The organism is Embleya sp. NPDC020630, from assembly GCF_044334985.1.
Classification (GTDB): domain Bacteria; phylum Actinomycetota; class Actinomycetes; order Streptomycetales; family Streptomycetaceae; genus Embleya.
The window spans coordinates 186,715-207,240 of sequence record NZ_JBIRUB010000003.1 but is presented as its reverse complement, the minus strand read 5'-3'; the positions used below and the strand labels follow the sequence as shown (position 1 = coordinate 207,240).

Annotated in this window: 22 protein-coding genes; 20 read left to right on the top strand and 2 right to left on the bottom strand. The window is 72.4% G+C overall.

Going from position 1 to position 20,526, the window contains the following annotated elements:
* Nucleotides 1-2: 2 nt before the first annotated feature.
* The 8 genes from hisH to ACH4XV_RS12355 all read left to right on the top strand — a co-directional run bounded on the left by hisH (nt 3) and on the right by ACH4XV_RS12355 (nt 6,541).
* Nucleotides 3-641 (top strand): imidazole glycerol phosphate synthase subunit HisH, encoded by a 639-nt coding sequence (gene hisH, locus ACH4XV_RS12390; RefSeq protein ID WP_395788987.1) that lies wholly within the window; start codon nt 3-5, stop codon nt 639-641.
* 109 nt (nt 642-750) lie between these two features.
* Nucleotides 751-1,485, top strand: coding sequence for a bifunctional 1-(5-phosphoribosyl)-5-((5-phosphoribosylamino)methylideneamino)imidazole-4-carboxamide isomerase/phosphoribosylanthranilate isomerase PriA (gene priA / locus ACH4XV_RS12385; RefSeq protein WP_395788985.1), 735 nt, complete (start codon nt 751-753; stop codon nt 1,483-1,485).
* Nucleotides 1,482-1,913, top strand: a complete 432-nt coding sequence (locus ACH4XV_RS12380) for a RidA family protein (protein ID WP_395788983.1) — start codon at nt 1,482-1,484, stop codon at nt 1,911-1,913. Before priA ends, ACH4XV_RS12380 begins: the two co-directional genes overlap by 4 nt.
* Complete coding sequence (gene hisF / locus ACH4XV_RS12375; RefSeq protein ID WP_395788981.1) at nt 1,910-2,671, top strand: imidazole glycerol phosphate synthase subunit HisF; 762 nt, start codon at nt 1,910-1,912, stop codon at nt 2,669-2,671. Before ACH4XV_RS12380 ends, hisF begins: the two co-directional genes overlap by 4 nt.
* A gap of 119 nt (nt 2,672-2,790) precedes the next feature.
* Nucleotides 2,791-3,357 carry a helix-turn-helix domain-containing protein gene (locus ACH4XV_RS12370; protein WP_395788979.1) on the top strand — a complete coding sequence of 189 codons (567 nt, stop codon included), beginning with the start codon at nt 2,791-2,793 and terminating at the stop codon, nt 3,355-3,357.
* A gap of 67 nt (nt 3,358-3,424) precedes the next feature.
* Nucleotides 3,425-4,663: an MFS transporter gene (locus tag ACH4XV_RS12365; RefSeq protein WP_395788977.1), complete on the top strand. Its 1,239-nt coding sequence runs from the start codon at nt 3,425-3,427 to the stop codon at nt 4,661-4,663.
* 106 nt (nt 4,664-4,769) lie between these two features.
* Nucleotides 4,770-5,600 carry a septum formation family protein gene (locus ACH4XV_RS12360; RefSeq protein ID WP_395788975.1) on the top strand — a complete coding sequence of 277 codons (831 nt, stop codon included), beginning with the start codon at nt 4,770-4,772 and terminating at the stop codon, nt 5,598-5,600.
* A gap of 35 nt (nt 5,601-5,635) precedes the next feature.
* On the top strand, nt 5,636-6,541 hold the full coding sequence (locus ACH4XV_RS12355; protein WP_395788973.1) for a septum formation family protein: 906 nt from the start codon (nt 5,636-5,638) through the stop codon (nt 6,539-6,541).
* 152 nt (nt 6,542-6,693) lie between these two features.
* Here ACH4XV_RS12355 and ACH4XV_RS12350 read toward each other — a convergent pair whose 3' ends face one another.
* Together ACH4XV_RS12350 and ACH4XV_RS12345 are read right to left on the bottom strand one after the other, a co-directional pair.
* On the bottom strand, nt 6,694-8,553 hold the full coding sequence (locus tag ACH4XV_RS12350) for an ABC transporter ATP-binding protein (RefSeq protein WP_395788971.1): 1,860 nt from the start codon (nt 8,551-8,553) through the stop codon (nt 6,694-6,696).
* Nucleotides 8,550-10,373 (bottom strand): ABC transporter ATP-binding protein, encoded by a 1,824-nt coding sequence (locus tag ACH4XV_RS12345; RefSeq protein ID WP_395788969.1) that lies wholly within the window; start codon nt 10,371-10,373, stop codon nt 8,550-8,552. The genes ACH4XV_RS12350 and ACH4XV_RS12345 overlap by 4 nt, the downstream gene beginning before the upstream one ends.
* A gap of 321 nt (nt 10,374-10,694) precedes the next feature.
* On the opposite strand from ACH4XV_RS12345, the gene ACH4XV_RS12340 reads away from it, so the two are divergent.
* The 12 genes from ACH4XV_RS12340 to trpA all read left to right on the top strand — a co-directional run bounded on the left by ACH4XV_RS12340 (nt 10,695) and on the right by trpA (nt 20,423).
* Nucleotides 10,695-11,852 carry an alpha/beta hydrolase gene (locus tag ACH4XV_RS12340; protein WP_395788967.1) on the top strand — a complete coding sequence of 386 codons (1,158 nt, stop codon included), beginning with the start codon at nt 10,695-10,697 and terminating at the stop codon, nt 11,850-11,852.
* Between the two features lie 60 nt (nt 11,853-11,912).
* Nucleotides 11,913-12,563: a TIGR03085 family metal-binding protein gene (locus ACH4XV_RS12335; protein WP_395788965.1), complete on the top strand. Its 651-nt coding sequence runs from the start codon at nt 11,913-11,915 to the stop codon at nt 12,561-12,563.
* Nucleotides 12,564-12,606: 43 nt separating this feature from the next.
* Nucleotides 12,607-12,984, top strand: a complete 378-nt coding sequence (gene hisI / locus ACH4XV_RS12330; protein WP_380011436.1) for a phosphoribosyl-AMP cyclohydrolase — start codon at nt 12,607-12,609, stop codon at nt 12,982-12,984.
* 103 nt (nt 12,985-13,087) lie between these two features.
* Nucleotides 13,088-14,641, top strand: a complete 1,554-nt coding sequence (locus ACH4XV_RS12325) for an anthranilate synthase component I (protein WP_380011433.1) — start codon at nt 13,088-13,090, stop codon at nt 14,639-14,641.
* Nucleotides 14,642-14,729: 88 nt separating this feature from the next.
* A complete protein-coding gene (locus ACH4XV_RS12320; protein ID WP_395788962.1) occupies nt 14,730-15,461 on the top strand; it encodes a TIGR02234 family membrane protein in 732 nt (243 codons plus the stop codon).
* A 94-nt stretch (nt 15,462-15,555) separates the two neighbouring features.
* The gene (locus ACH4XV_RS12315; RefSeq protein ID WP_078977628.1) at nt 15,556-15,765 is read left to right on the top strand and encodes an HGxxPAAW family protein; all 210 of its coding nucleotides are present in this window, start codon (nt 15,556-15,558) and stop codon (nt 15,763-15,765) included.
* A gap of 568 nt (nt 15,766-16,333) precedes the next feature.
* A complete protein-coding gene (locus ACH4XV_RS12310; protein ID WP_395788960.1) occupies nt 16,334-16,726 on the top strand; it encodes a CD225/dispanin family protein in 393 nt (130 codons plus the stop codon).
* Between the two features lie 34 nt (nt 16,727-16,760).
* Nucleotides 16,761-17,186: a DUF2752 domain-containing protein gene (locus ACH4XV_RS12305; RefSeq protein ID WP_380030778.1), complete on the top strand. Its 426-nt coding sequence runs from the start codon at nt 16,761-16,763 to the stop codon at nt 17,184-17,186.
* Between the two features lie 176 nt (nt 17,187-17,362).
* Complete coding sequence (gene trpC / locus ACH4XV_RS12300; protein WP_380011426.1) at nt 17,363-18,172, top strand: indole-3-glycerol phosphate synthase TrpC; 810 nt, start codon at nt 17,363-17,365, stop codon at nt 18,170-18,172.
* A 31-nt stretch (nt 18,173-18,203) separates the two neighbouring features.
* On the top strand, nt 18,204-18,335 hold the full coding sequence (gene trpM / locus ACH4XV_RS12295) for a tryptophan biosynthesis modulator TrpM (protein ID WP_380011470.1): 132 nt from the start codon (nt 18,204-18,206) through the stop codon (nt 18,333-18,335).
* A 55-nt stretch (nt 18,336-18,390) separates the two neighbouring features.
* On the top strand, nt 18,391-19,611 hold the full coding sequence (gene trpB, locus ACH4XV_RS12290) for a tryptophan synthase subunit beta (protein WP_395788958.1): 1,221 nt from the start codon (nt 18,391-18,393) through the stop codon (nt 19,609-19,611).
* A complete protein-coding gene (gene trpA / locus ACH4XV_RS12285; RefSeq protein ID WP_395788956.1) occupies nt 19,608-20,423 on the top strand; it encodes a tryptophan synthase subunit alpha in 816 nt (271 codons plus the stop codon). The genes trpB and trpA overlap by 4 nt, the downstream gene beginning before the upstream one ends.
* The last annotated feature ends 103 nt before the right edge of the window (nt 20,424-20,526 follow it).

The following is a 20,526-nucleotide window of genomic DNA, read 5'->3' as shown; positions in this document are numbered from 1 at the left end:
GCGTGCCCAAGAAGGTCATCGTCCTCGACTACGGATTCGGGAACGTGCGTTCGGCCGAGCGGGCGCTCGCGCACGCCGGCGCCGACGTCGAGATCAGCGCGGACCAGCACGCCGCGCTGAACGCCGACGGGCTGCTCGTGCCCGGCGTCGGCGCGTTCGCGGCGTGCATGGAGGGCCTGCGCGCGGTCCGCGGCGACACCATCGTGGACAAGCGCCTCGCCGGCGGCCGGCCGGTCCTCGGCATCTGCGTCGGCATGCAGATCCTGTTCACGCGCGGCGTCGAGCACGGGGTGGCCACCGAGGGCTGCGCCCAGTGGCCGGGCACGGTCGAGCGGCTGGCCGCCCCCGTGGTGCCGCACATGGGCTGGAACACCGTCGAGCCGCCCGCGGACAGCGTGCTCTTCCGCGACGCCGCGCCCGACACGCGCTACTACTTCGTGCACTCCTACGCGGTGCGCACGTGGGAGATGCCGGTGGTCCAGGACGGCCCGCACATCCCGCCCGGCGTCACCTGGAGCACGCACGGCACGCCGTTCGTGGCCGCCGTGGAGAACGGCGCGCTCAGCGCCACCCAGTTCCACCCGGAGAAGTCCGGCGAGGCCGGCGCGCAACTGCTGCGCAATTGGCTCGAGACGCTGTAGCCCGCGCGGCGCGCGTGCCGCGCCGCACCGCGATCGACCCCGATCGCCCCGACCGCACCCGATCGCCCCGCCCGAACTTCCGACCGAACTGCTGAGGATCCCAAGCGTCATGACCGAGACCCACCACCTCGAACTGCTGCCCGCCGTCGACGTCGCCGACGGCCAGGCCGTCCGCCTGGTCAAGGGCGAGGCCGGGTCGGAGACCTCCTACGGCGACCCGCTGGCCGCCGCCCTGGCCTGGCAGAGCGCCGGTGCCGAGTGGATCCATCTGGTCGACCTGGACGCCGCGTTCGGCAAGGGCAGCAACCGCGAACTGCTCGCCGAGGTGGTCGGCAAGCTCGACGTCAAGGTCGAGCTGTCCGGCGGCATCCGCGACGACGCCTCCCTGGAGGCCGCGCTCGGCACCGGCTGCCGCCGGGTGAACCTGGGCACCGCCGCGCTGGAGACGCCGGACTGGGTGCGCTCCGCGATCGCCCGGCACGGCGACCGGATCGCGGTGGGCCTGGACGTGCGCGGGACCACGCTGGCCGGGCGCGGCTGGACCCGCGAGGGGGGCGAGCTGTTCGAGACGCTGGCCCGGTTGGACGCCGACGGCTGCGCCCGCTACGTGGTCACCGACGTGAACAAGGACGGCACCCTCGCGGGCCCGAACCTGCAGCTGCTGCGCGACGTCTGCGCGGCCACCGACCGCCCGGTGGTGGCCTCGGGCGGGGTGTCCTCGCTGGCGGATCTGCGCGCCATCGCCGAACTGGTGCCGCTGGGTGTGGAAGGCTCGATCGTCGGCAAGGCGCTGTACGCCCAGGCGTTCACCCTCGAAGAGGCGTTGGAGGCGGTGTCCCGGTGACGGGAAGCGACAATTCGGCCGGATCCGGTGGTTCGGCCGGCATCGAGCGGTACTCGTCCGGCGGCCCGTGGGAGGACACGTTCGGCTACTCGCGCGCGGTCGCCGTCGGCGACTACGTGCACGTGTCGGGCTGTACCGCCATCGTCGAGGGCAATCTGGCCCACGAGGGCGACCCGCACCACCAGACGCTCGCCGCCTTCCGGATCGCGCTGGACGCGCTCGCGCACTTCGGGCTCGACGCGGCGGACGTGGTGCGCACCCGGATGTACATCACCCACTCGCGCGACTCGGACGATGTCGGGCGCGCGCACGGCGAACTGTTCGGCGAGGTGCGACCGGCCGCCACGATGGTCGTGGTGGCCGGGCTGATCGACTCGCGGATGCTCGTCGAGGTCGAGGTGGACGCGTACCGGGGGAGGGCGTCGTGACGTTGGCCGTACGGGTGATCCCGTGTCTGGACGTGGACGCCGGCCGGGTGGTCAAGGGCGTCAACTTCGAGAACCTGCGGGACGCGGGCGATCCGGTCGAGATGGCCCGGGTGTACGACGCCGAGGGCGCGGACGAGTTGGTCTTCCTCGACATCACCGCCTCCTCGGGCAATCGTGAGACGACGTACGACGTGGTCCGGCGCACCGCCGAACAGGTGTTCATCCCGCTCACCGTCGGCGGCGGGGTGCGCGCGGTCGAGGACGTGGACCGGCTGCTGCGGGCGGGCGCGGACAAGGTGGGCGTGAACACCGCGGCGATCGCGCGGCCGGAGTTGATCGCCGAGATCGCCGACCGCTTCGGCTCCCAGGTGCTGGTGCTCTCGGTGGACGCGCGGCGGCGCCGCGACGGCGCGCCGGGCTTCGAGGTGACCACGCACGGCGGACGCACCGGCACCGGCATCGACGCGGTCGCCTGGGCGGCACGGGCGGCCGAGCTGGGCGCGGGCGAGATCCTGCTCAACTCGATGGACGCCGACGGCACCAAGGACGGCTACGACCTGGAGTTGATCCGCCTGGTTCGGGCCGAGGTGGGCATCCCGGTGATCGCCTCCGGTGGCGCGGGCGCCCTGGGGGACTTCGTCCCGGCTGTGGAGGCGGGCGCCGACGCGGTGCTCGCGGCCAGCGTGTTCCACTTCGGCATGTTGCGGATTCCGCAGGTCAAGGACGTATTGCGGGCGGCGGGGCAGCCGGTGCGCTGAGCCGCGAACCGGGCGAGGGAGCCGACCGCGGGTGCGGTCGGCTTTTTCGTGGCGGGATGTGCAACCTTTATTGCGAAAGATATATTGCGAAAGAAGTCCTTCACATCTACCGTGGGGTCATGAGCGAGCAGCCCCCACTCCGGCGGATGATCAAGGACGTACAGACCCTCAAGGTGTTCACCCATCCGCTGCGGATCTCGCTGCTGCGGATGTTGCACGCCGGCGGCCCGGCCACCGCGTCGATGCTGGCCAAGCGGGTCGACGCGACCCCGGCCCTGGTCAGCTACCACGTGCGCACGCTGGCCGCGCACGGCTTCGTGATCGAGGACCCCGAGCACGCCGAGGACGGGCGCGAGCGCTGGTGGAAGGTGGTCGAGGACCTGACCTTCTCGCTCGGCGACTTCGCCGAGGACCGGGTCGGCCGGGACCTGTCCACCGGCATCGTGCGGGTGCTCGGCTCGCAGTCCGAGGACCGCTACCGCCGATTCCTGGACGAGGTCGAGTCGTGGGGCCCGGAGTGGGCCGGCGCCGCCTTCAGCGGTGCGCCGACGCTCCGGCTGACCGCCGACGAGTTGCGCGAACTGGGCGAGGAGCTACAGGAGTTGGTGGCCCGATACCGGGACCGGCAGACCCCGGGCGCGGAGCATGTCGAGGTCTACCTCCGAGGTTTCCCGTACCGCATGTGAGCGCCGGGCGCCGCGCCCGCCGCCCGAGCCGCCCGACGCCCCATCGAGAACCGGAACGGTGAGCATCATGGCCGTACGCAACACCACGACCGGCATCGCGACCACGACGCCCCGGCCCGCGCACCGCGACCCGCGTGTGCTGGCGTGGCTCGGCGCCTTCACCGCGTCGCTGATCGGCGACCAGATCTGGTTCCTGGCGCTGTCCTGGACGGCGGTACGCGGCGGCGACGGCACGCAGACCGGCCTGGTGCTGGCCGCCGGATCGTTGCCCCGGGCACTGCTGATGTTGCCCGGCGGGGCGATCGCCGACCGATACGGACCGCGCCGCGTACTGATCGGCAGCGACCTGGTGCGCTGCCTGGTGATGGTGATCGCGGCATTCGCGGTGGCGGCGAGCAGTCCGGCGATCTGGCTGCTGATCACGATCGCGCTGGTGTTCGGCGCGGTGGACGCGCTGTTCATGCCCGCCGTCGGGGCGCTGCCGGTGCGGCTGACCGACCGCTCGCAACTGGTCCGCGTCCAGGGCATGCGCTCGTTGTCGCAGCGGGTGGCCACCGTGGTGTCCGCGCCGATCGGCGGCGCGGTGCTCGCCTGGGGCGACGCCGAACTCGCCTTCACACTCAACGCGGCCCTGTTCGGACTCTCCCTCGCGCTGCTGTGGCGGCTGCGCCCGGGGCCCGCGCCCGAGCCGGAACCGGGCACCGAGGAGCCGGAATTGGGCCTGCGGGCCGGGCTGCGCCACGTGTTCGGGCACGAGTTCCTGCGCCCACTCCTGATCACGGTCGCGCTGATGGAGCTGGGCTTCACCATCCCGATGAACGTCGGCATCGTGCTGCTCGCCGACGACGCGGGCTGGGGGCCGGGCGGGATGGGCGCGGTGCTGGGCGGGTGGGGGATCGGTGCGGCGATCGGCGCGCTGGGTTTGACCGTTGCCGGGCGGGTGCCGCGGCCGGTGTTCGTGCTGCCGGTGGGGATGTTGGTGATGGCCGGCGGTCTGGTCGGCCTCGGTTACGCGCCCGGGGTGGGCGTCGCGGTGGCCTGCGCGGCGGTCCTGGGCGTGGGCACCGGCGTGGTGGGCGGAGCCGGGAGCGCGCTGGTGCAGACCACGTGCGCACCGAGTGCGCTGGGTCGGGTGACCGCGTTGCAGATGATGTTCGCGGTCGGCCTGATCCCGCTGCTGTACCCCGTCGGCGGCCTGATCGCCACGGAGTTCGGGCCCTCGGCCGTGTTCGCCGGCGGCGGTGCGGCGATGCTCGCGGGCATCGTGGTGGCACTGGGCAGCGGACCGTTTCGGCGCCGGACCTGACTTCGGGTCACGGAAGGATTCCGGTCGCACAACGATCATCTGACTCGAAGTCAAGTAGTTGGGCCCGGCCGAGCGCGAGGTTCACCCGATCGGGCAGGCTAGGCACATGACGATGCCGCCATCACCCGGACAGGGTGGCTACCCCGGATACGGGCAGCAGCCAGGCCAGGGTTATCCGAGCAACCAGCCGTACCCCGGGCAGCAGTACCCCCAGGGCGGACAGCAGTACCCACCGCCGCCGCAGAACCCGTACGGCGGTGGCGGACCGCAGTATCCCGGCAACTACGGCGGTGGCGGAGGCTATGGCGGCGGCATGCCGCCGGGCCCCAACCAGGGCGGCTCCGGCAAGGGCCCGCTGATCGCCGTGGTGATCGCCGCGATCGTCGTGGTCGGCGGGATCATCGCCACCCTCGTGGTCGTCCTGGGCGGGGACGACAAGAAGAAGTCGGCGTCGCCCACGCCCGCTCCGACCACCTCGGCCGTGTCCTCGCCGAGCGCCACGCAGAGCGCGCCGCCCACGACCCGCCCGACCACCACCCGCCCGACCGCGCCGCGCACCACCTCGTCCGGCGGCACGGACCCGACCATGCCCTCCGAGGTCCAGTACGTCGACCTGTCCAAGGGCGACTGCGTGACCCTGGACACCACCTCGGGCACGATCGACAAGAAGACCTGCACCAGCACGCACAACGGCGAGGTCATCATGACCTACGAACTGACCGGCAGCACCTACCCGGGCGAGTCGGCGATCACCGACCAGACCGAGACCAAGTGCACCCCGGCGCTGACCGCGGCGGTGAGCGGACGCTCCGACGCCTCGCAGTTCACCTTTACCTACACCTTCCCGAAGCAGCCGGGATGGGACATCGGTCGCCGCAAGGTGACCTGCATCGCGAAGTACAAGTCGGGGCAGACACTCACCAAGCCTCTGCGCTGACCGAGCGCTCGGCCCTTGGGGGAGGGATCGACGTGATGAGCAGTCCCGGCGGATACCCCGGCGGTGACCGGGGCGGTGGCAACCCGGGGGCCGGGGGCTACGGCAACTACGGTGGGGGAGGCTACGGCGGCGCCGGCGGTGGTTATCCGGGCGGCCCGGCGGGGCCCCCGCCCGCGAACCCGCCTCCGTCCCCGCCCTATGACGGCCCGACGATCGGCGGCCCGCCCTATCGCGCGGGCCCGCCCTACGGGGGCGGCGGCCCGCCGTACGGCGGAGGTCCGCCCTACGGCCCGCCCACCGGGCCGCCCGTGGGACCTCCCGGCGGCGGACGCAGCGGTCGGGTGGTGGCGATCGTGGTGGTCGTCGCGCTGGTGATCGCCGGCGGCGTGATCGCCCTGGTGGTGAGCCTGGGGGACGACGGCAAGAGCGACAAGGCGGGCCCGACGCCGAGTGCGACCCGGCCCACGAGCGCGCGGCCGAGCGAGAGCGCGTCGCCCACGGACTCGCCCGAGCCGCCGACGAGCGAGCCGCCCACGAGCGGGCCGGGCACGGAAGCCCCCTCCTCGCCGCCGGCGACCAACCCCAATGGCAGTGTCGCGGTCCGCAAGGTCCCGCTCAGTCCGGGCGACTGCATCTCGTTCGCGGCCGGGAGCACCGACGTGGACAAGGTCGGGTGCACCACGCCGCACGACGGGCAGCACATCGAGAACGTCGCGCTGCCGGACGGCGCGTGGCCCGGTGACGGGGCGATGGACACCAAGGCGTCGGAGGTGTGCAAGCCGATCACCGAACCGGTGATCAACCGTCAGCCCGACGCCGCGCAGTTGACCTGGCTCTACATCTATCCGAAGGAATCGGGCTGGGCCTCCGGCGATCGTGAGGTGCAGTGCCTGGTGTCCTACTCGGACGAGACCAAGAAGCTGACGGCGCCCCTGCAATAGCCTTTCGGCCGTGCAGGATGGGGGTCGCGCACGGTGCCGGCCGCGCACGGTGCCGGCCGCGATGCGCGGTGGCCGGCCTCCGGCCCGGTTGGCCTCGAGCGCCGGCCGGGCTGAAGGTGGGCTCGTGGTGGGGTCGGGGGTGGGGTGTGGGGTCAGTTCGGGGTGGGTTTTTGTTGGGCCGTCCATGAGGCGTGTAGGCGGGTGTAGATTCCTCCGGCGGTGACCAGGCGGGTGTGGGGGCCGCGTTCGATCAGCTTTCCGGCGTCGAAGACCAGGATCTCGTCGGCCGATTCGGCCGTGGACATCCGGTGTGCGATGAAGACCGCGGTGCGGCCCCGGGTCAGGCCGTCCAGGGCTCGGTTGATCCGGACCTCGGTGGCCGGGTCGACCGCTGACGTCGCCTCGTCCAGGACCAGCAGGTCCGGGTCGGCGATGTAGGCCCGGACCAGCGCGACCAACTGCCGCTCGCCCGCCGACAACGACTCGCCGCGCTGGCCCACCCGGGTGTCCAGGCCGGCGGCCAGACCCGCGAGCCAGTCGGCCAGCCCCAGGTCGGCGAACGCGGTGACGATCGCCGCGTCGTCCGCGTCCGGCCGGCCGTACCGCACGTTCTCCCGCAGCGTGGCGTCGAACAGGAAGCCCTCCTGCGGCACCATCACCACCCGCGCGCGCAACGACGAGAAGCGCACCCGGGGCAGGTCGACGCCGTCGAGCGACACCCGGCCCTCGTCCGGGTCGACCAGGCGCGTGAGCAGCTTGGCGAAGGTGGTCTTGCCCGAGCCGGTCTCGCCGACCACCGCCACCCGGGTCCGAGGCGCGAGCGTGACGTCCACATCGTGCAGGACCCGCGGACCACCGGGATAGCCGTACGAGACGTGGTCGAACCGCACCTCGACCGGGCCGCGGGCCAACTCCTCGCCCGCCTCGCCCGGATCGGCGATGTCCGGCTCCGCGTCCAGCACCTCCAGCACCCGACGCCAGCCCGCGAGCGCGTTCTGCGCCTCGTTCAAGATCTCCACGCCCATCTGCACCGGGCCCACGAACAACGTGACCAGGAACAGGAACGCGACCAACTCGCCCACGCTGAGCTGCCCGTCGATGCCCAGCCACACCCCGACGACCACCACCAGGCCGTTGGCCAGGCCGACCACGAACTCGCCCATCGGGAAGGTCAACGCGACGAACAACTGGGCCCGGGTCTGCGCGTCGCGGTGCGCGTCGACCGACTCGTCGATCCGGCGCGCGGTGCGCTCCTCGATGCCGTGCGCGCGCACGATCGCGGCGCCCACGACCGGCTCCGAGATCGCGCCCAGCATCCGGCCCATGGCGACGCGCACGTGCGAGTACGCGGCAGCGATCCGCTTCTGTACCGCGCGCATGAAGAAGTACAGCGGCGCGAAGCACACCCACACCAGCAGGGTCAACTGCCAGGAGTAGACGAACATCAGCACCGTCACCAGGGCGATCTGCCCGACGCTGACGATCAGCAACAGGCCGCCGAACTGGATGAATCGGCTGATCGTGTCCACGTCGCCGGTCACCCGCGAGACCAGCGAGCCGCGCTTCTCCGACTGCTGGTGCAGCGTGGACAGGTCGTGGATGTGTCGGAAGGCGGCCACCCGCATCGTGGACAGGCCGCGTTCGCTGGTGCGGTACAGCCGCACGTTCATCGCGTACGCCGACACCGCGGTGACCACCACCGCGAGCGCGGCGAGCGCGGCCATGGTGCGGACCACGGTCAGGTCGGGACCGGCGTCGGCGCGCAGGCCCCGGTCGATGGTCTGCTGCACGGCCAGCGGCACCACGATCCGCCCGGCCGTGCCGATCACGGCCAGCAGCAGGGTGACGATCAGGCCCTCGGTGAACTCCGGGGTCATGCGCAGGCCGCGGCGCAGCACGCTCAGGCCGGACTCGGTCGGCCGGTCGGCGTCGGGGCCTATTCGAGAGCCCGACCCGGTCTTCGGTTCGGGTTCGGGCGCGGCCGGCTTGGGCACGGCGGTGGCGATACTCATGAAGCCGTGGCCTCCTCGGCCTCGTCGACGTCGATGTCGGTGTCGAGTTCCTGCTCCGCGTCCTCGCGCGCGGCGCGTTCGTACGCGTTGACCAGGCGGCGGTAGCCCACCGAGCGCTCCAGGAGCGTGTGGTGCGGGCCGCGGTCGAGCACCCGGCCGCCCTCGATGTAGACCACCTCGTCGGCGAGCGCGATGGTGGCCTTGCGGTAGGCGACCACGACCACGGTGGCCGGTCCCGCGTCGCGCAGCCCGTGCAGGATGGCCGCCTCCACGCGCGGGTCCACCGCCGAGGTGGCGTCGTCCAGGACGAGCAGGCGCGGCCGGCGCACCAGGGCCCGGGCCAGCGCGATCCGCTGGCGCTGGCCGCCGGAGAGGGTGGTGCCGCGCTCGCCGACCTGGGTGTCCAGGCCGTCGGGCAGCGCGGCGACGAAGTCGGCCTGGGCGATTCGCAGCGCCTCGTGCACCGCGGCGTCGTCCAGGTCCAGGCCCAGGGTGATGTTGTCACGGACGCTGTCGTCGAACAGGAACGCCTGTTGCGGGACCAGTGCGGCGGTGGCCGCGATCCCGCCCCGCCGGTAGTCGCGCAGGTCGGTGCCGTCGAGCAGGATCCCGCCGTCCACCGGGTCGACCAGTCGGACCAGGAGCGAGACCAGGGTGGACTTGCCGGATCCGGTCGGGCCGACGACGGCGATGGTGCGTCCGGGGTCGACATCGAAGGCCACGTCGTGCAGTACGTCGGTGTCGTCGGTGTAGCCGAAGCGCACCGCGCGCGCCTCCAGGCGGGCCGGACCGGCCGCCGCGTCACCGCCCTCGATCTCGCCGTAGGCGTGCTCGCCCTCGGCGTCCAGCACGCCGCGGACCCGGTCGTAGCCGACCACCGAGCGCGGCATGTCGCCGAGCAGCCAGCCGATCGCCCGGACGGGGAAGGCCAACAGGGTGAACAGGTAGGCGACCTGCACCAGGTCGCCCGGAGCCAGATCGCCGTGCGAGACCCGGACCGTGCCGACCACCAGGACCAGCAGCACGCCGAAGCCGGGCAGCGCCTCCAGGATCGGGTCGAACAGCGCCCGGACCCGGCCCACCGCGATGTTCGCGTCGGCCAACTCCCGCGACGCGGCCGCGAACCGGGCGGTCTCCTCGCTCTCCCGGCCCAGCGTCTTGACCACCAGCGCGCCGTCGAAGCTCTCGTGCGCGATCTCCGCGACGTCGGCGCGCAATTCCTGCGCGCGCATCGCCAACGGCCCCTGCCTGCGCTGGTACACGATGTTGAGCGCGGCGATCGCCGGGAAGATCACGAAGCCGACCAGGGCCAGCGCCCAGTCGGTGATCACCATCGAGATCGCCGCGACGAACAACATCACCACCACGCCGGTGGCCATCGGCAGCGGCGCCACCGGGTTCCACGCCGCCTCGACGTCGGCGTTCGCGTTGGACAGCAGCGTGCCGGTCGGGTGGCGGTGGTGCCAGGCGAGCGGCAGCCGCAGGTATTGCCGGGTGACCCGGCGACGGAAGGTGGCCTGGAGGCGGTACTGCATCATGCCCGCCCACAACCGCCGACCGATCACGCCGAACGCCTTGAGCAGCGCGACGCCGAACACCGCCGCGAACGCGCCGATCAGCGCGCCCGCCGTGGTGTGCCCGTCACGGAAGGCCGGGATGATCACGTCGTCGGTGACGCGTCCGAGCACAAGCGCCGAGCCCACCGTCATCACGCCGTACACCGCGCTCGCGCCCACCGCGGCGGCGAAGATCCGAGGCTCCTCGCGGATCGCGACGCCGAGTACGCGCAGTCCTTGTCGCAGAACGACCTTGTCCGCCACGGGGCTCACTTTCACGCGGATTCGCCCGGATTCACCGGAATCCGGGGGAACGCAGCCGCCGCGAACGGGGCTGTCGACGATGTTTGTCCGATGAACGTACAAGGCGCCGCCGACCGCCCCGATTCCCCGCCCGCCCCGCCGACTCCATCCGGATCACCGGCCTCCGGGCGGATTGGAGCAGACCATTCCCGCATGTCACCCTGTTTCGGGCGCTCCCCGAGAACGGGCTCGCGACGCCCCGGTTACCCGCAACCAAACCCCGGGTCGGGCTCGTCTCCACGGTCGTGCCCTGACCATGATCGATAGACCGAGGACGCCGCTGTGGGCCTCACCAGCCTCAAACTGATAATCCTGCTGTGCCTCGTCACCGTCGCGGCGGCGTCGGCGGCCGTGTACTTCTGGCCCAAGCTGTCCCGTCAGCACGTGGTGCCCATCCTCGGCCGGGTCGGCATCCTGCTGAGCACGCAGGTCCTGCTCCTGGCCACGGTCGCGGTGATCGGCAACCGATATTTCGTCTTCTATACGACCTGGGACGACCTGTTCGGGCGCACCGGCAAGCCGGTCCTGAACTTCGGCGAGGCCGGCCCCGGCGACATGCCCAAACTGGTCAAGGAGAAGGGCACCGAGACGATAGACGTCCCGCAGGGGAGCAACCCCCAGGTCGCGGGCCAGATCATGCAGGTAGACCTGGTCGGACGACGCAGCGGGATGGGCACACCCGCGCTCGTCTACCTGCCGCCGCAATACTTCCAGGCCCAGTACAAGGACCGGCGCTTCCCCGTCGTGGTCACGCTCACCGGCTACCCCGGCAACGAGCGCAACCTGGTCACCCGGCTGGAGCTGCCCAAGATCGCCGCCAACGAGATCGCCGCCGGCCGGGTCCAGCCCACCATCTACGTGATGATGAAGCCCAGCGTCGGCCTCGACCGCGACACCGAGTGCACCGACGTGCCCGGCGGCCCGCAGGTCGGCATGTTCTTCAGCCAGGACCTGCCCGAGGCGATCAGCCAGGCCTACCGCGTCGCCCCGGGACCGCGCGGCTGGGCCATGCTCGGCGACTCCACCGGCGGCTACTGCGCGGCCAAGCTGCCGATGCTCAACTCGGACCGGATCGGCGCGGGCGTCGCGCTCTCCGCCGACTACGGCGCCCCCTCCGACGGCGACACGGGCGACCTGTACGGCGGCAGCAAGGCCTACCGCAACCAGAACGACCTGCTGTGGCGGCTGAAGAACCTGCCCATGCCGCCCGTCAGCCTCCTGCTCACCAGCAGCGAGAGCGGCGAACCCAACCTCGCCGACACCCGGGAGTTCCAGAAGCTGGCCAAGGCGCCGCTCAAGGTGGACACCCTGCTCCTGCCCACCGGCGGGCACAACTTCAAGACCTGGCAGACGGTGCTGCCCGACGCGCTGCGCTGGTTGAGCGCGCAGCAAAAGAGCGACCACCCCAAGGAGCCGGGCCCGGTGGCCGCCTCGCCGTGACCGGCCGTGTCGCGGCCCGCGCCCCTTGATTTCATCCGGCGCGGGCCGAAGGATCGGCACATGCCGACTTCCCACGCCCGCGCCGAACGCGCCGCGCTCGCCGAACTGCTGCGCGTCCTCGGACCCGACGCGCCGACCCTGTGCGAGGGCTGGACCACCCGGGACCTCGCGGCCCACCTCGTGGTCCGCGAACACCGCCCGGACTCGGGACCCGGCCTGGTCTTCAAGCCGCTCGCCGGATACACCGAACGGGTACGCCTGCGGCAGGCGGCCAAACCGTACGAGCAGAGCGTGCGCCTGGTCGCCGACGGGCCGCCGACACTGTCCGCGTTCGGCATCCCCGGCGTGGACGCCGCGGCCAACACGATGGAGTACTTCATCCACCTGGAGGACGTCCGGCGCGCCCAACCCGGCGGCGCCGAACCGCGCGAGCTGGACCCCGCGCTCACCGAGATCCTCTGGAAGCGGGCCAAGGGCTCCTCGCGGATCGCGCTGCGCGGGGTACCGGTGGGGGTGGCTCTGCGCCGCACCGACACCGGCGCCGACGAGCCGGCCCAGCCGATCCACAAGGGCACCCCCGTGGTCACGCTGGCCGGACACCCGGCCGAACTGCTGCTGTACCTGTTCGGCCGCAAGGAGCACGCCCGGGTCGAGGTCACCGGCGACCCGGACGCGGTACGGGCGCTGCGCGCGGCCGATACCGGCCTGTGAACGCTTGCGCGGCCGGCCCGCGCGGGTCTGCGACAATGCGCGCATGACCGGTGCCTCCCACCCGCCCGCGCGGCCGTCCGACCTCGATCCGAGCATCGCCGCCCGCCTCAAGCGCGACCCCGACGGCCTGATCGCCGCCGTCGCCCAGGCGAGCGACACGGGCGAGGTGCTGATGGTCGGCTGGATGGACGACGAGGCGCTGCACCGCACGCTGACCACCGGCCGGTGCACCTACTGGAGCCGCAGCCGGCAGGAATACTGGGTCAAGGGCGACACCTCGGGCCACGTGCAGAAGGTGGTCTCGGCCGCCCTCGACTGCGACGGCGACGCGGTGCTCGTGCGGGTCGAGCAGACCGGCGCCGCGTGCCACACCGGCGCGCGCACCTGCTTCGACGCCGACGTCCTGCCGGTTACCTCCTGACCGTCCGCCTCCCGACCGTCCGCCCCGCCCGTCGCCCTCGCGACCGTCCGGTCGCCGGACCGGTCCCCTCCGCCGACTTGCCGCCCGGGAGATTGCGCTCGCCATGACCACCGGAACCGTCACCCCCGACCCGGACACCTTCCGGGAACTCGCCCGCGACCGGCGCGTCATCCCCGTCACCCGGCGCTTTCTGGCCGACGGCGACACGCCCGTGGGGCTGTACCGCAAGCTCGCCGCCGAGCGGCCCGGCACCTTCCTGCTCGAATCCGCGGAGAACGGCCGCTCCTGGTCCCGCTATTCGTTCGTGGGCGTGCGCAGCGCGGCGATGCTCACCGAAGTGGCCGGGCGGGCCCGCTGGTTGGGCACCCCGCCGGTGGGCGTGCCGGTGGACGGCGACCCGCTGGAGGTGCTGCGGGCCACGATGGAGGCGCTGCACACCCCGCACGGCATCCCGGGCCTGGACCTGCCGCCGCTGACCGGCGGGATGGTCGGCTACCTCGGCTACGACATCGTGCGCCGGTTGGAACGGCTGCCCGAGTCGAGCGTGGACGACCTGCGCATCCCCGAGCTGATGATGTTCCTGGCCACCGACCTCGCGGTGCTCGACCACGTGGACGGCAGCGTGCTGCTGATCGCCAACGCGATCAACCACGACAACCGCGAGTCGGGCGTGGACGAGGCGTATCGGGCGGCGGTGGCCCGGCTGGACGCGATGACCGCGGACCTGGCCCGCCCGACCGGACTGGCCGCCGCGGCGTTCGAGCGGGCGGCGCCGGCCGAGGCGGTCGGCCCCTGGGGCTCGGCCGAGTACCGCAAGGCTGTGGCCGCGGCCAAGGAGGAGATCCGGGCCGGCGAGGCGTTCCAGATCGTGCTCTCCCAGCGCTTCGAGATGCCCACCGAGGCCGGCGCGCTGGACGTGTACCGGATCCTGCGGGCGACCAACCCCAGCCCGTACATGTACCTGTTCCGGATGCCCGGCCCCGACGGTGGCGCCGAGGGCGGATTCGACGTGGTCGGCTCCAGCCCCGAGGCGCTGGTCAAGGTCGAGGAGGGGCGGGCGATGGTGCACCCGATCGCGGGCACCCGCCATCGCGGCGCCACACCCGCCGAGGACGCCGCGCTCGCCGAGGAGTTGCTGGCCGACCCGAAGGAACGCGCCGAACACCTGATGCTCGTCGACCTGGGCCGCAACGACCTGGGCCGGGTCTGCGCACCCGGCACGGTCGAGGTGGTCGACTTCATGTCGGTCGAGCGCTACAGCCACGTGATGCACATCGTGTCCACGGTGGTGGGCGAGTTGGCGCCGGGGCGCACCGCGCTCGACGTGTTCGCCGCGTGTTTCCCGGCGGGCACCCTGTCCGGCGCGCCCAAGCCGCGGGCGATGGAGATCATCGAGAACTTCGAGCCGACCCGGCGCGGGCTGTACGGCGGCTGTGTGGGCTATGTGGACTTCGCGGGGGACCTGGACACCGCGATCGCGATCCGCACCGCGCTGATTCGCGACGGCGTCGCCTACGTCCAGGCCGGCGCGGGTGTGGTCGCCGACTCGTCGCCGGAGGCCGAGGACGTGGAGTGCCGCAACAAGGCGGCGGCGGTGCTGCGCGCGGTGGCGATCGCGGCCACGCTGGCCCCGGCGCACGAGAGCCCGGCGTCCTGACGCACGCGGGTGCTCCGGTGGGGCGCTTCGGCGGGGCGTGGACCCGACCCGGGTCAAGGCGCGGCGAGGCGTGGTTCATGCTGGATGCATGACCGACGCGAGGACCGAGGCCGGCGCGGCGCGCCGCGGCACCGAGACGGACGACCGATCGCCGGGCGGGGCGCCGACCGCCGAGGCGGCGGAACCCGAGGCCGGGACGCAGACCGAGGCGGCCGAGACGGTGGATGTCGCCGTGCGGGAACGCAAGGCCGCCCGGCGCGAGTTGACCGCCGCGGTGTTGCTGGTTCTGGTCGGCGCGGGCGTGGTGCTCTCGGTGGCGGGACGTACCTGGGCCGAGGGCACGGCGCTGGTGCACGGCTCGCACATCGCGGTGCACGCGAGCGGCAACACGATCAACAAGGCCACCTCGGCGCTCGCGCTGCTCGGCCTGGCGGGCGGCCTCGCGATCCTCGCGACCCGGACCGTCGGCCGCACGCTGATCGGCGCGCTGATCACGCTGGCGGGGGCCGGGGTCACCGTGCTGGCCGTACAGGGCGCGCGCGACACCTCGGCGGTGGACGGTGAGGCGGCGAAGAAGGCGGCCGTCGAGGGTGTACGGGCCGTGGACGTGAGCCACGCGGTCTGGCCGTGGTTCGCGGCCGTGGGCGGTGTGCTGATCGTGCTGGCCGGGCTGTTCGTGGTGATCCGCGGGCGGCGCTGGCCCGGAATGTCCAACCGCTACGAGGCGCCGGCGGGGCGGGGGGCCGCGGCCCGGCGGCGTACCGCGACCAACGCGGACCTGTGGAACGCGTTGGACCGGGGCGAGGACCCCACGCGCTGAGCACTGCTCCCGGCGGGTGACAATAAGAATCGCGCGGGTGCGACCCGCGCGCTTACGCGTGTGCAGTTTGATGTGAAGCCGAAGGAGTCGATCGATGTCGTCGCAAGCCGGAAACCACGGCAGCACCCCCGCGGCCTGGACCGTGACCATACTCGCGCTGATCGGTTGCACCGTCTCGGGTGTCGCGATGATCGCGGCCAACGTGATGCTTTTCTGGGTCGGGGCCGCGGTGGTGTTGGTCGGGTGTATCGCCGGTGCGGGGATGCGGATGGGTGGGCTTGGGGCTGCGCCCGCGCGGCGCTGACGCCTCGGTCTTGGCCTCGAGCGCACCCGGGCCGTGCGGCGGCGGTCTTTGGCCTCAGGCGCACCCGGGCCGTGCGGCGGCGGTCTTTGGCCTCAAGCGCACCCGGGCCGTGCGGCGGCGGTCTTTGGCCTCAGGCGCCGGCCGGGCTGGGTGGCCTCAGGCGCCGGCCGGGCTGAGTGGCCTCAAACGCCGGCCGGGCTATTTGGGCTCCAGCGCCCGGTGGGTTGCTTGGGCTTGGGTGCCGGTCGGGCTGGGTGGCCTCAAGCGCCGGCCGGGCTGTTTGGGCTCCAGTGTCGGGCGGGTTGCTTGGGCTTAGGCGCTGGCCGGGCTTTTTGGGCTCCAGCGCCCGGTGGGTTGCTTGGGCTTGGGTGTTGGCTGGGCTGGGTGGCCTCGAGTGCCGGCCGGGCTGTTTGGGCTTCAGCGCTGCTTGGGCTCACGCGCCTGCGGGGTTGCTTGGGGTTGGGTGCCGGTCTGGGTGGGTGGGCTTGGGCTTGCGTGTTGGTGGGTGGGTTTTCGGGTGGTGGTGGGTGGCTTGTTCTAGGGTTGGCTTGTCGGCCTAGGGGGGAAAGTGGCGTACGGCTACCCGGGGGCTCCCGGTAATGGGGATCGGACGCGGGAGTGGAACGCGCCGCCCCGGCCGTTCGGGCATTCGGTGCCGCCTTATGGGCCGCCCACCACGCCGCCGCCTGCCGGGCCGCCGCCGGGGGCGCCGGACAACTACCTCGCCTGGGCGGTCGTGGCGACCGTGTTCTGTTGTTTTCTGGCCGGGGTTCCGGCGTTGCTCGCGGCGACCAGCGTCAACGAGCGGTGGCAGCGCGGCGACGTGGCGGGGGCCCGGCTCGCCTCGCTGCGGGCGCGCAACTGGACGATCGGGACCGTCCTGCTCGGGGTGATTTTCTGGACCACCTGGATGGTCGGCGTCTTCCTGCTGGGTTGGAAAGACACGCTGGGTGACCTGTGATGGCGCCCGCCGACGGCACAATGAGTCCGTGAGCATGCCCGCCCGCCCCGCGCCGGCCACCGGATTCCGGCTGCGCAACCTGGGGCTTCCGGCCACGAGTCTGGCGGTGCTCGCGGCCGCCACCACCTATGTCGGCCTGGTGGATCCGCGCGAGAGCGGCCACTACCCGTCCTGCCCCTACCTGGTGATCACCGGCCTGGCCTGTCCCGGCTGCGGCGGGCTGCGCTGTGTACACGCGCTCACCCACCTCGACCTGCCGGCGGCGTTGGGCTACAACGCGCTGGCGGTCGCGCTCTTCCCGCTGATCGGGTGGTTGTGGCTGCGCTGGGCGGTGCGTACCGCGCGCGGCGAGCCGCGGCGCACGTTGGCCGATCCTCGGTGGTTGCGGGCGCTGCTGGCCGTCGTACTGGTCTTCTGGATCGTTCGCGACCTGCCGTTCGGCGCCGGGCTCGCCCCCTGACGCACAGTGATCGGCGGCGGTTTCGCGAGCCGGACCGTGCGCACGGGGCGACCGTGCGACGCCGTATGCTGCCCCCACCTCTTCGGCGGTGCGATGTGTCGGGTCTGTTCGAATCGGCCTATACCATCGAAGGGCCGGGGGAGCAGGTTCTCCGGACGAACGAGGGGATGTAGGGCGTGACTGTGCTCGACGAGATCATCGACGGCGTCAACGCCGACCTCGCCGAACGACAGGCCCGCGTATCCCTTGACGAGATCAAGGAACTCGCGGCCCAGGCGCCGGCGCCCCGCGACGCGGAGAGCATCCTGCGCGGCGACGGCATCGCCGTCATCGCCGAGGTCAAGCGCTCCAGCCCCTCCAAGGGCGCGCTCGCCGCGATCGCCGACCCGGCGGGCCTCGCCGCCGACTACGAGTCCGGCGGCGCGTCCGTGATCAGCGTGCTCACCGAGCAGCGCCGCTTCGGCGGCTCGCTCGACGACCTCGACGCGGTCCGCGCCGCGGTCGACATCCCGGTCCTGCGCAAGGACTTCATGGTGACGAGCTATCAGCTGTGGGAGGCCCGCGCGCACGGCGCCGACGTCGCCCTGCTGATCGTCGCGGCCCTGGAGCAGAACGCGCTGATCTCGTTGATCGAGCGCTCCCGCTCGATCGGTCTCACCACCATCGTGGAGGTCCACGACGAGGAGGAGACCGCCCGCGCGCTCGACGCCGGCGCCACCGTGATCGGGGTCAACGCGCGCAACCTCAAGACCCTCGAGGTGGACCGCAACAACTTCGCCCGGATCGCCCCGCTGATCCCGGACACCTGCGTGCGCATCGCCGAGTCCGGCGTGCGCGGCCCGCACGACCTGATCGCCTACGCCAACAACGGCGCCGACGCCGTCCTGGTCGGCGAGTCTCTGGTCACCGGGCGCGACCCGCGCAGCTCGGTCGCCGACCTGGTCGCCGCAGGCGCCCACCCGGCGATCCGGCACGGGCGCGGCTGAGGGCGCGGGCACGATGAGCATGGACCCGCGACTGGCCCGGGGCTGCAAGCCCCGCGGCTGTCGCGCGCCCGCCCGCCGGGTGCGTGGCCGCCGCGTGCGGTACGTGATCGGCTGCGAGCCCGGCCAGGTGCCGGGCAGCCGATGGCGCCGACACGTTTCCTGACCCACCCGTCAGCAACGTGCCGTCCCACGGCATGCCACACCGACAAGGACCCCGCATGTCCAGCACTGCCCAACTGCCGGATCCCTCCGGCCACTTCGGCGTCTTCGGCGGGCGGTTCCTGCCCGAGGCGCTGATCGCCGCCCTCGACGAGCTGACCGCCGCCTACGACAAGGCCAAGGACGACCCGCAGTTCCAGGCCGAGTTCACCGGCCTGCTGCGCGACTACGCCGGTCGCCCGAGCATCATCACCGAGGCGCCCCGCTTCGCCGAGCACGCCGGCGGCGCGCGGATCATCCTCAAGCGCGAGGACCTCAACCACACCGGCTCGCACAAGATCAACAACGTGCTCGGCCAGGCCATCCTGACCAAGCGCATGGGCAAGACCAGGGTGATCGCCGAGACCGGAGCCGGCCAGCACGGCGTGGCCACCGCCACCGCGTGCGCGCTGCTCGGCCTCGAGTGCGTCGTCTACATGGGTGAACTCGACACCCAGCGCCAGGCGCTCAACGTGGCCCGGATGCGGGTGCTCGGCGCCGAGGTGATCCCGGTCGCGATCGGCTCGCGCACCCTCAAGGACGCGATCAACGAGGCGCTGCGCGACTGGGTCGCCAACGTCGACACCACCCACTACCTGCTCGGCACCGCGGCCGGCGCGCACCCCTTCCCGGCCATGGTCCGCGACTTCGTCCGGGTGATCTCGGTCGAGGCCCGGCAGCAGGTGCTCGACCTGACCGGGAAGCTGCCCGACGCGGTTTGCGCGTGTGTGGGCGGCGGCTCCAACGCGATCGGCGCCTTCCACGCCTTCATCCCCGACGAGGGCGTGCGGCTGTACGGCTTCGAGGCGGGCGGCGACGGCGTGGAGACCGGACGGCACGCCGCCTCGATCACCGGCGGCTCGATCGGCGTACTGCACGGCGCGCGCACCTACCTGCTCCAGGACGAGTACGGGCAGACGCAGGAGTCGCACTCGATCTCGGCCGGCCTGGACTACCCGGCCGTCGGGCCCGAGCACGCCTGGCTGCACCAGAGCGGCCGGGCGATCTACCGGCCGATCGACGACGCCCCCGCGATGGAGGCGTTCCGGCTGCTGTGCCGCACCGAGGGCATCATCCCGGCGATCGAATCGGCGCACGCCCTCGCCGGCGCGATCGAGGTCGGGCGCGAACTCGGCCCCGACGCGACCATCCTGGTCAACCTCTCCGGGCGCGGTGACAAGGACATGCACACCGCCGCCAAGTACTTCGATCTCCTCGACGCGGAAGCGGAGCAGTCGTGACCGGCACCGGCACCACCACCAGGCTCACCGAGGTGCTGGCCGCGGCCCGCGCGGAAAACCGCGCCGCGCTGGTCGGATACCTCCCGGCGGGCTACCCCTCCGTCGAGGGCTCCGCCGCCGCGATGCGCGCGATGGTCGAGGGCGGCTGCGACATCATCGAGGTCGGCCTGCCGTACAGCGACCCGCAGATGGACGGGCCCGTCATCCAGCGCGCCGTCGAACACGCGCTGGCGCACGGCACCAACACCCACCACGTGATCGACAACGTGCGCGCGGTCGCCGAGACCGGCGCCGCCACGCTGGTGATGTCCTACTGGAACCCGATCGAGCGCTACGGCGTCGAGCGGTTCGCGAGCGAGTTGGCCGCGGCCGGCGGCAGCGGGGTGATCACCCCCGACCTGATCCCGGACGAGGCCCACGAGTGGATCGCCGCCACCGACCGCCACCGGCTGGACCGGATCTTCCTGGTCGCGCTGTCCTCATCGGACGAGCGCATCGCCTACACCACCCGACACTGCGGCGGCTTCGTCTACGCCGCCTCCGTGATGGGCGTCACCGGCGCCCGCGCCTCGGTGAGCACGCTCGCGGGCGACCTGGTCACGCGCACCCGCGCCACCACCGATCTGCCGGTGTGCGTGGGCCTGGGCGTCTCCACCGCCGCCCAGGCGGCCGAGGTGGCCGGCTACGCCGACGGCGTCATCGTCGGCTCCGCGTTCGTCCGCGCCCTCCTGGACGCGCCGAACGAACAGGCCGGCCTGGACGCCGTCCGCGCCCTGGCCGGCGAACTCGCCGAGGGCGTCCGCAAGCGCTGACCCGCCCCCGAAGCTCTCATCCCGTGTAAAAACCCAACAAAATGAGCACCGGCTGACCGACGGCCGCCGCAGCACTCCAGCGGCGGCCGTCGGCATGCCGCGT

Bases quoted from the DNA above. Each gene is read 5' to 3' on its own strand.
- priA (WP_395788985.1), top strand. From the start codon at position 751: ATGACCGAGACCCACCACCTCGAACTGCTGCCCGCCGTCGACGTCGCC.
- ACH4XV_RS12370 (WP_395788979.1), top strand. From the start codon at position 2,791: ATGAGCGAGCAGCCCCCACTCCGGCGGATGATCAAGGACGTACAGACC.
- ACH4XV_RS12365 (WP_395788977.1), top strand. From the start codon at position 3,425: ATGGCCGTACGCAACACCACGACCGGCATCGCGACCACGACGCCCCGG.
- ACH4XV_RS12360 (WP_395788975.1), top strand. From the start codon at position 4,770: ATGACGATGCCGCCATCACCCGGACAGGGTGGCTACCCCGGATACGGG.
- ACH4XV_RS12355 (WP_395788973.1), top strand. From the start codon at position 5,636: ATGAGCAGTCCCGGCGGATACCCCGGCGGTGACCGGGGCGGTGGCAAC.
- ACH4XV_RS12350 (WP_395788971.1), bottom strand. From the start codon at position 8,553: ATGAGTATCGCCACCGCCGTGCCCAAGCCGGCCGCGCCCGAACCCGAA.
- ACH4XV_RS12335 (WP_395788965.1), top strand. From the start codon at position 11,913: ATGCCGACTTCCCACGCCCGCGCCGAACGCGCCGCGCTCGCCGAACTG.
- hisI (WP_380011436.1), top strand. From the start codon at position 12,607: ATGACCGGTGCCTCCCACCCGCCCGCGCGGCCGTCCGACCTCGATCCG.
- ACH4XV_RS12325 (WP_380011433.1), top strand. From the start codon at position 13,088: ATGACCACCGGAACCGTCACCCCCGACCCGGACACCTTCCGGGAACTC.
- ACH4XV_RS12320 (WP_395788962.1), top strand. From the start codon at position 14,730: ATGACCGACGCGAGGACCGAGGCCGGCGCGGCGCGCCGCGGCACCGAG.
- ACH4XV_RS12315 (WP_078977628.1), top strand. From the start codon at position 15,556: ATGTCGTCGCAAGCCGGAAACCACGGCAGCACCCCCGCGGCCTGGACC.
- ACH4XV_RS12305 (WP_380030778.1), top strand. From the start codon at position 16,761: ATGCCCGCCCGCCCCGCGCCGGCCACCGGATTCCGGCTGCGCAACCTG.
- trpB (WP_395788958.1), top strand. From the start codon at position 18,391: ATGTCCAGCACTGCCCAACTGCCGGATCCCTCCGGCCACTTCGGCGTC.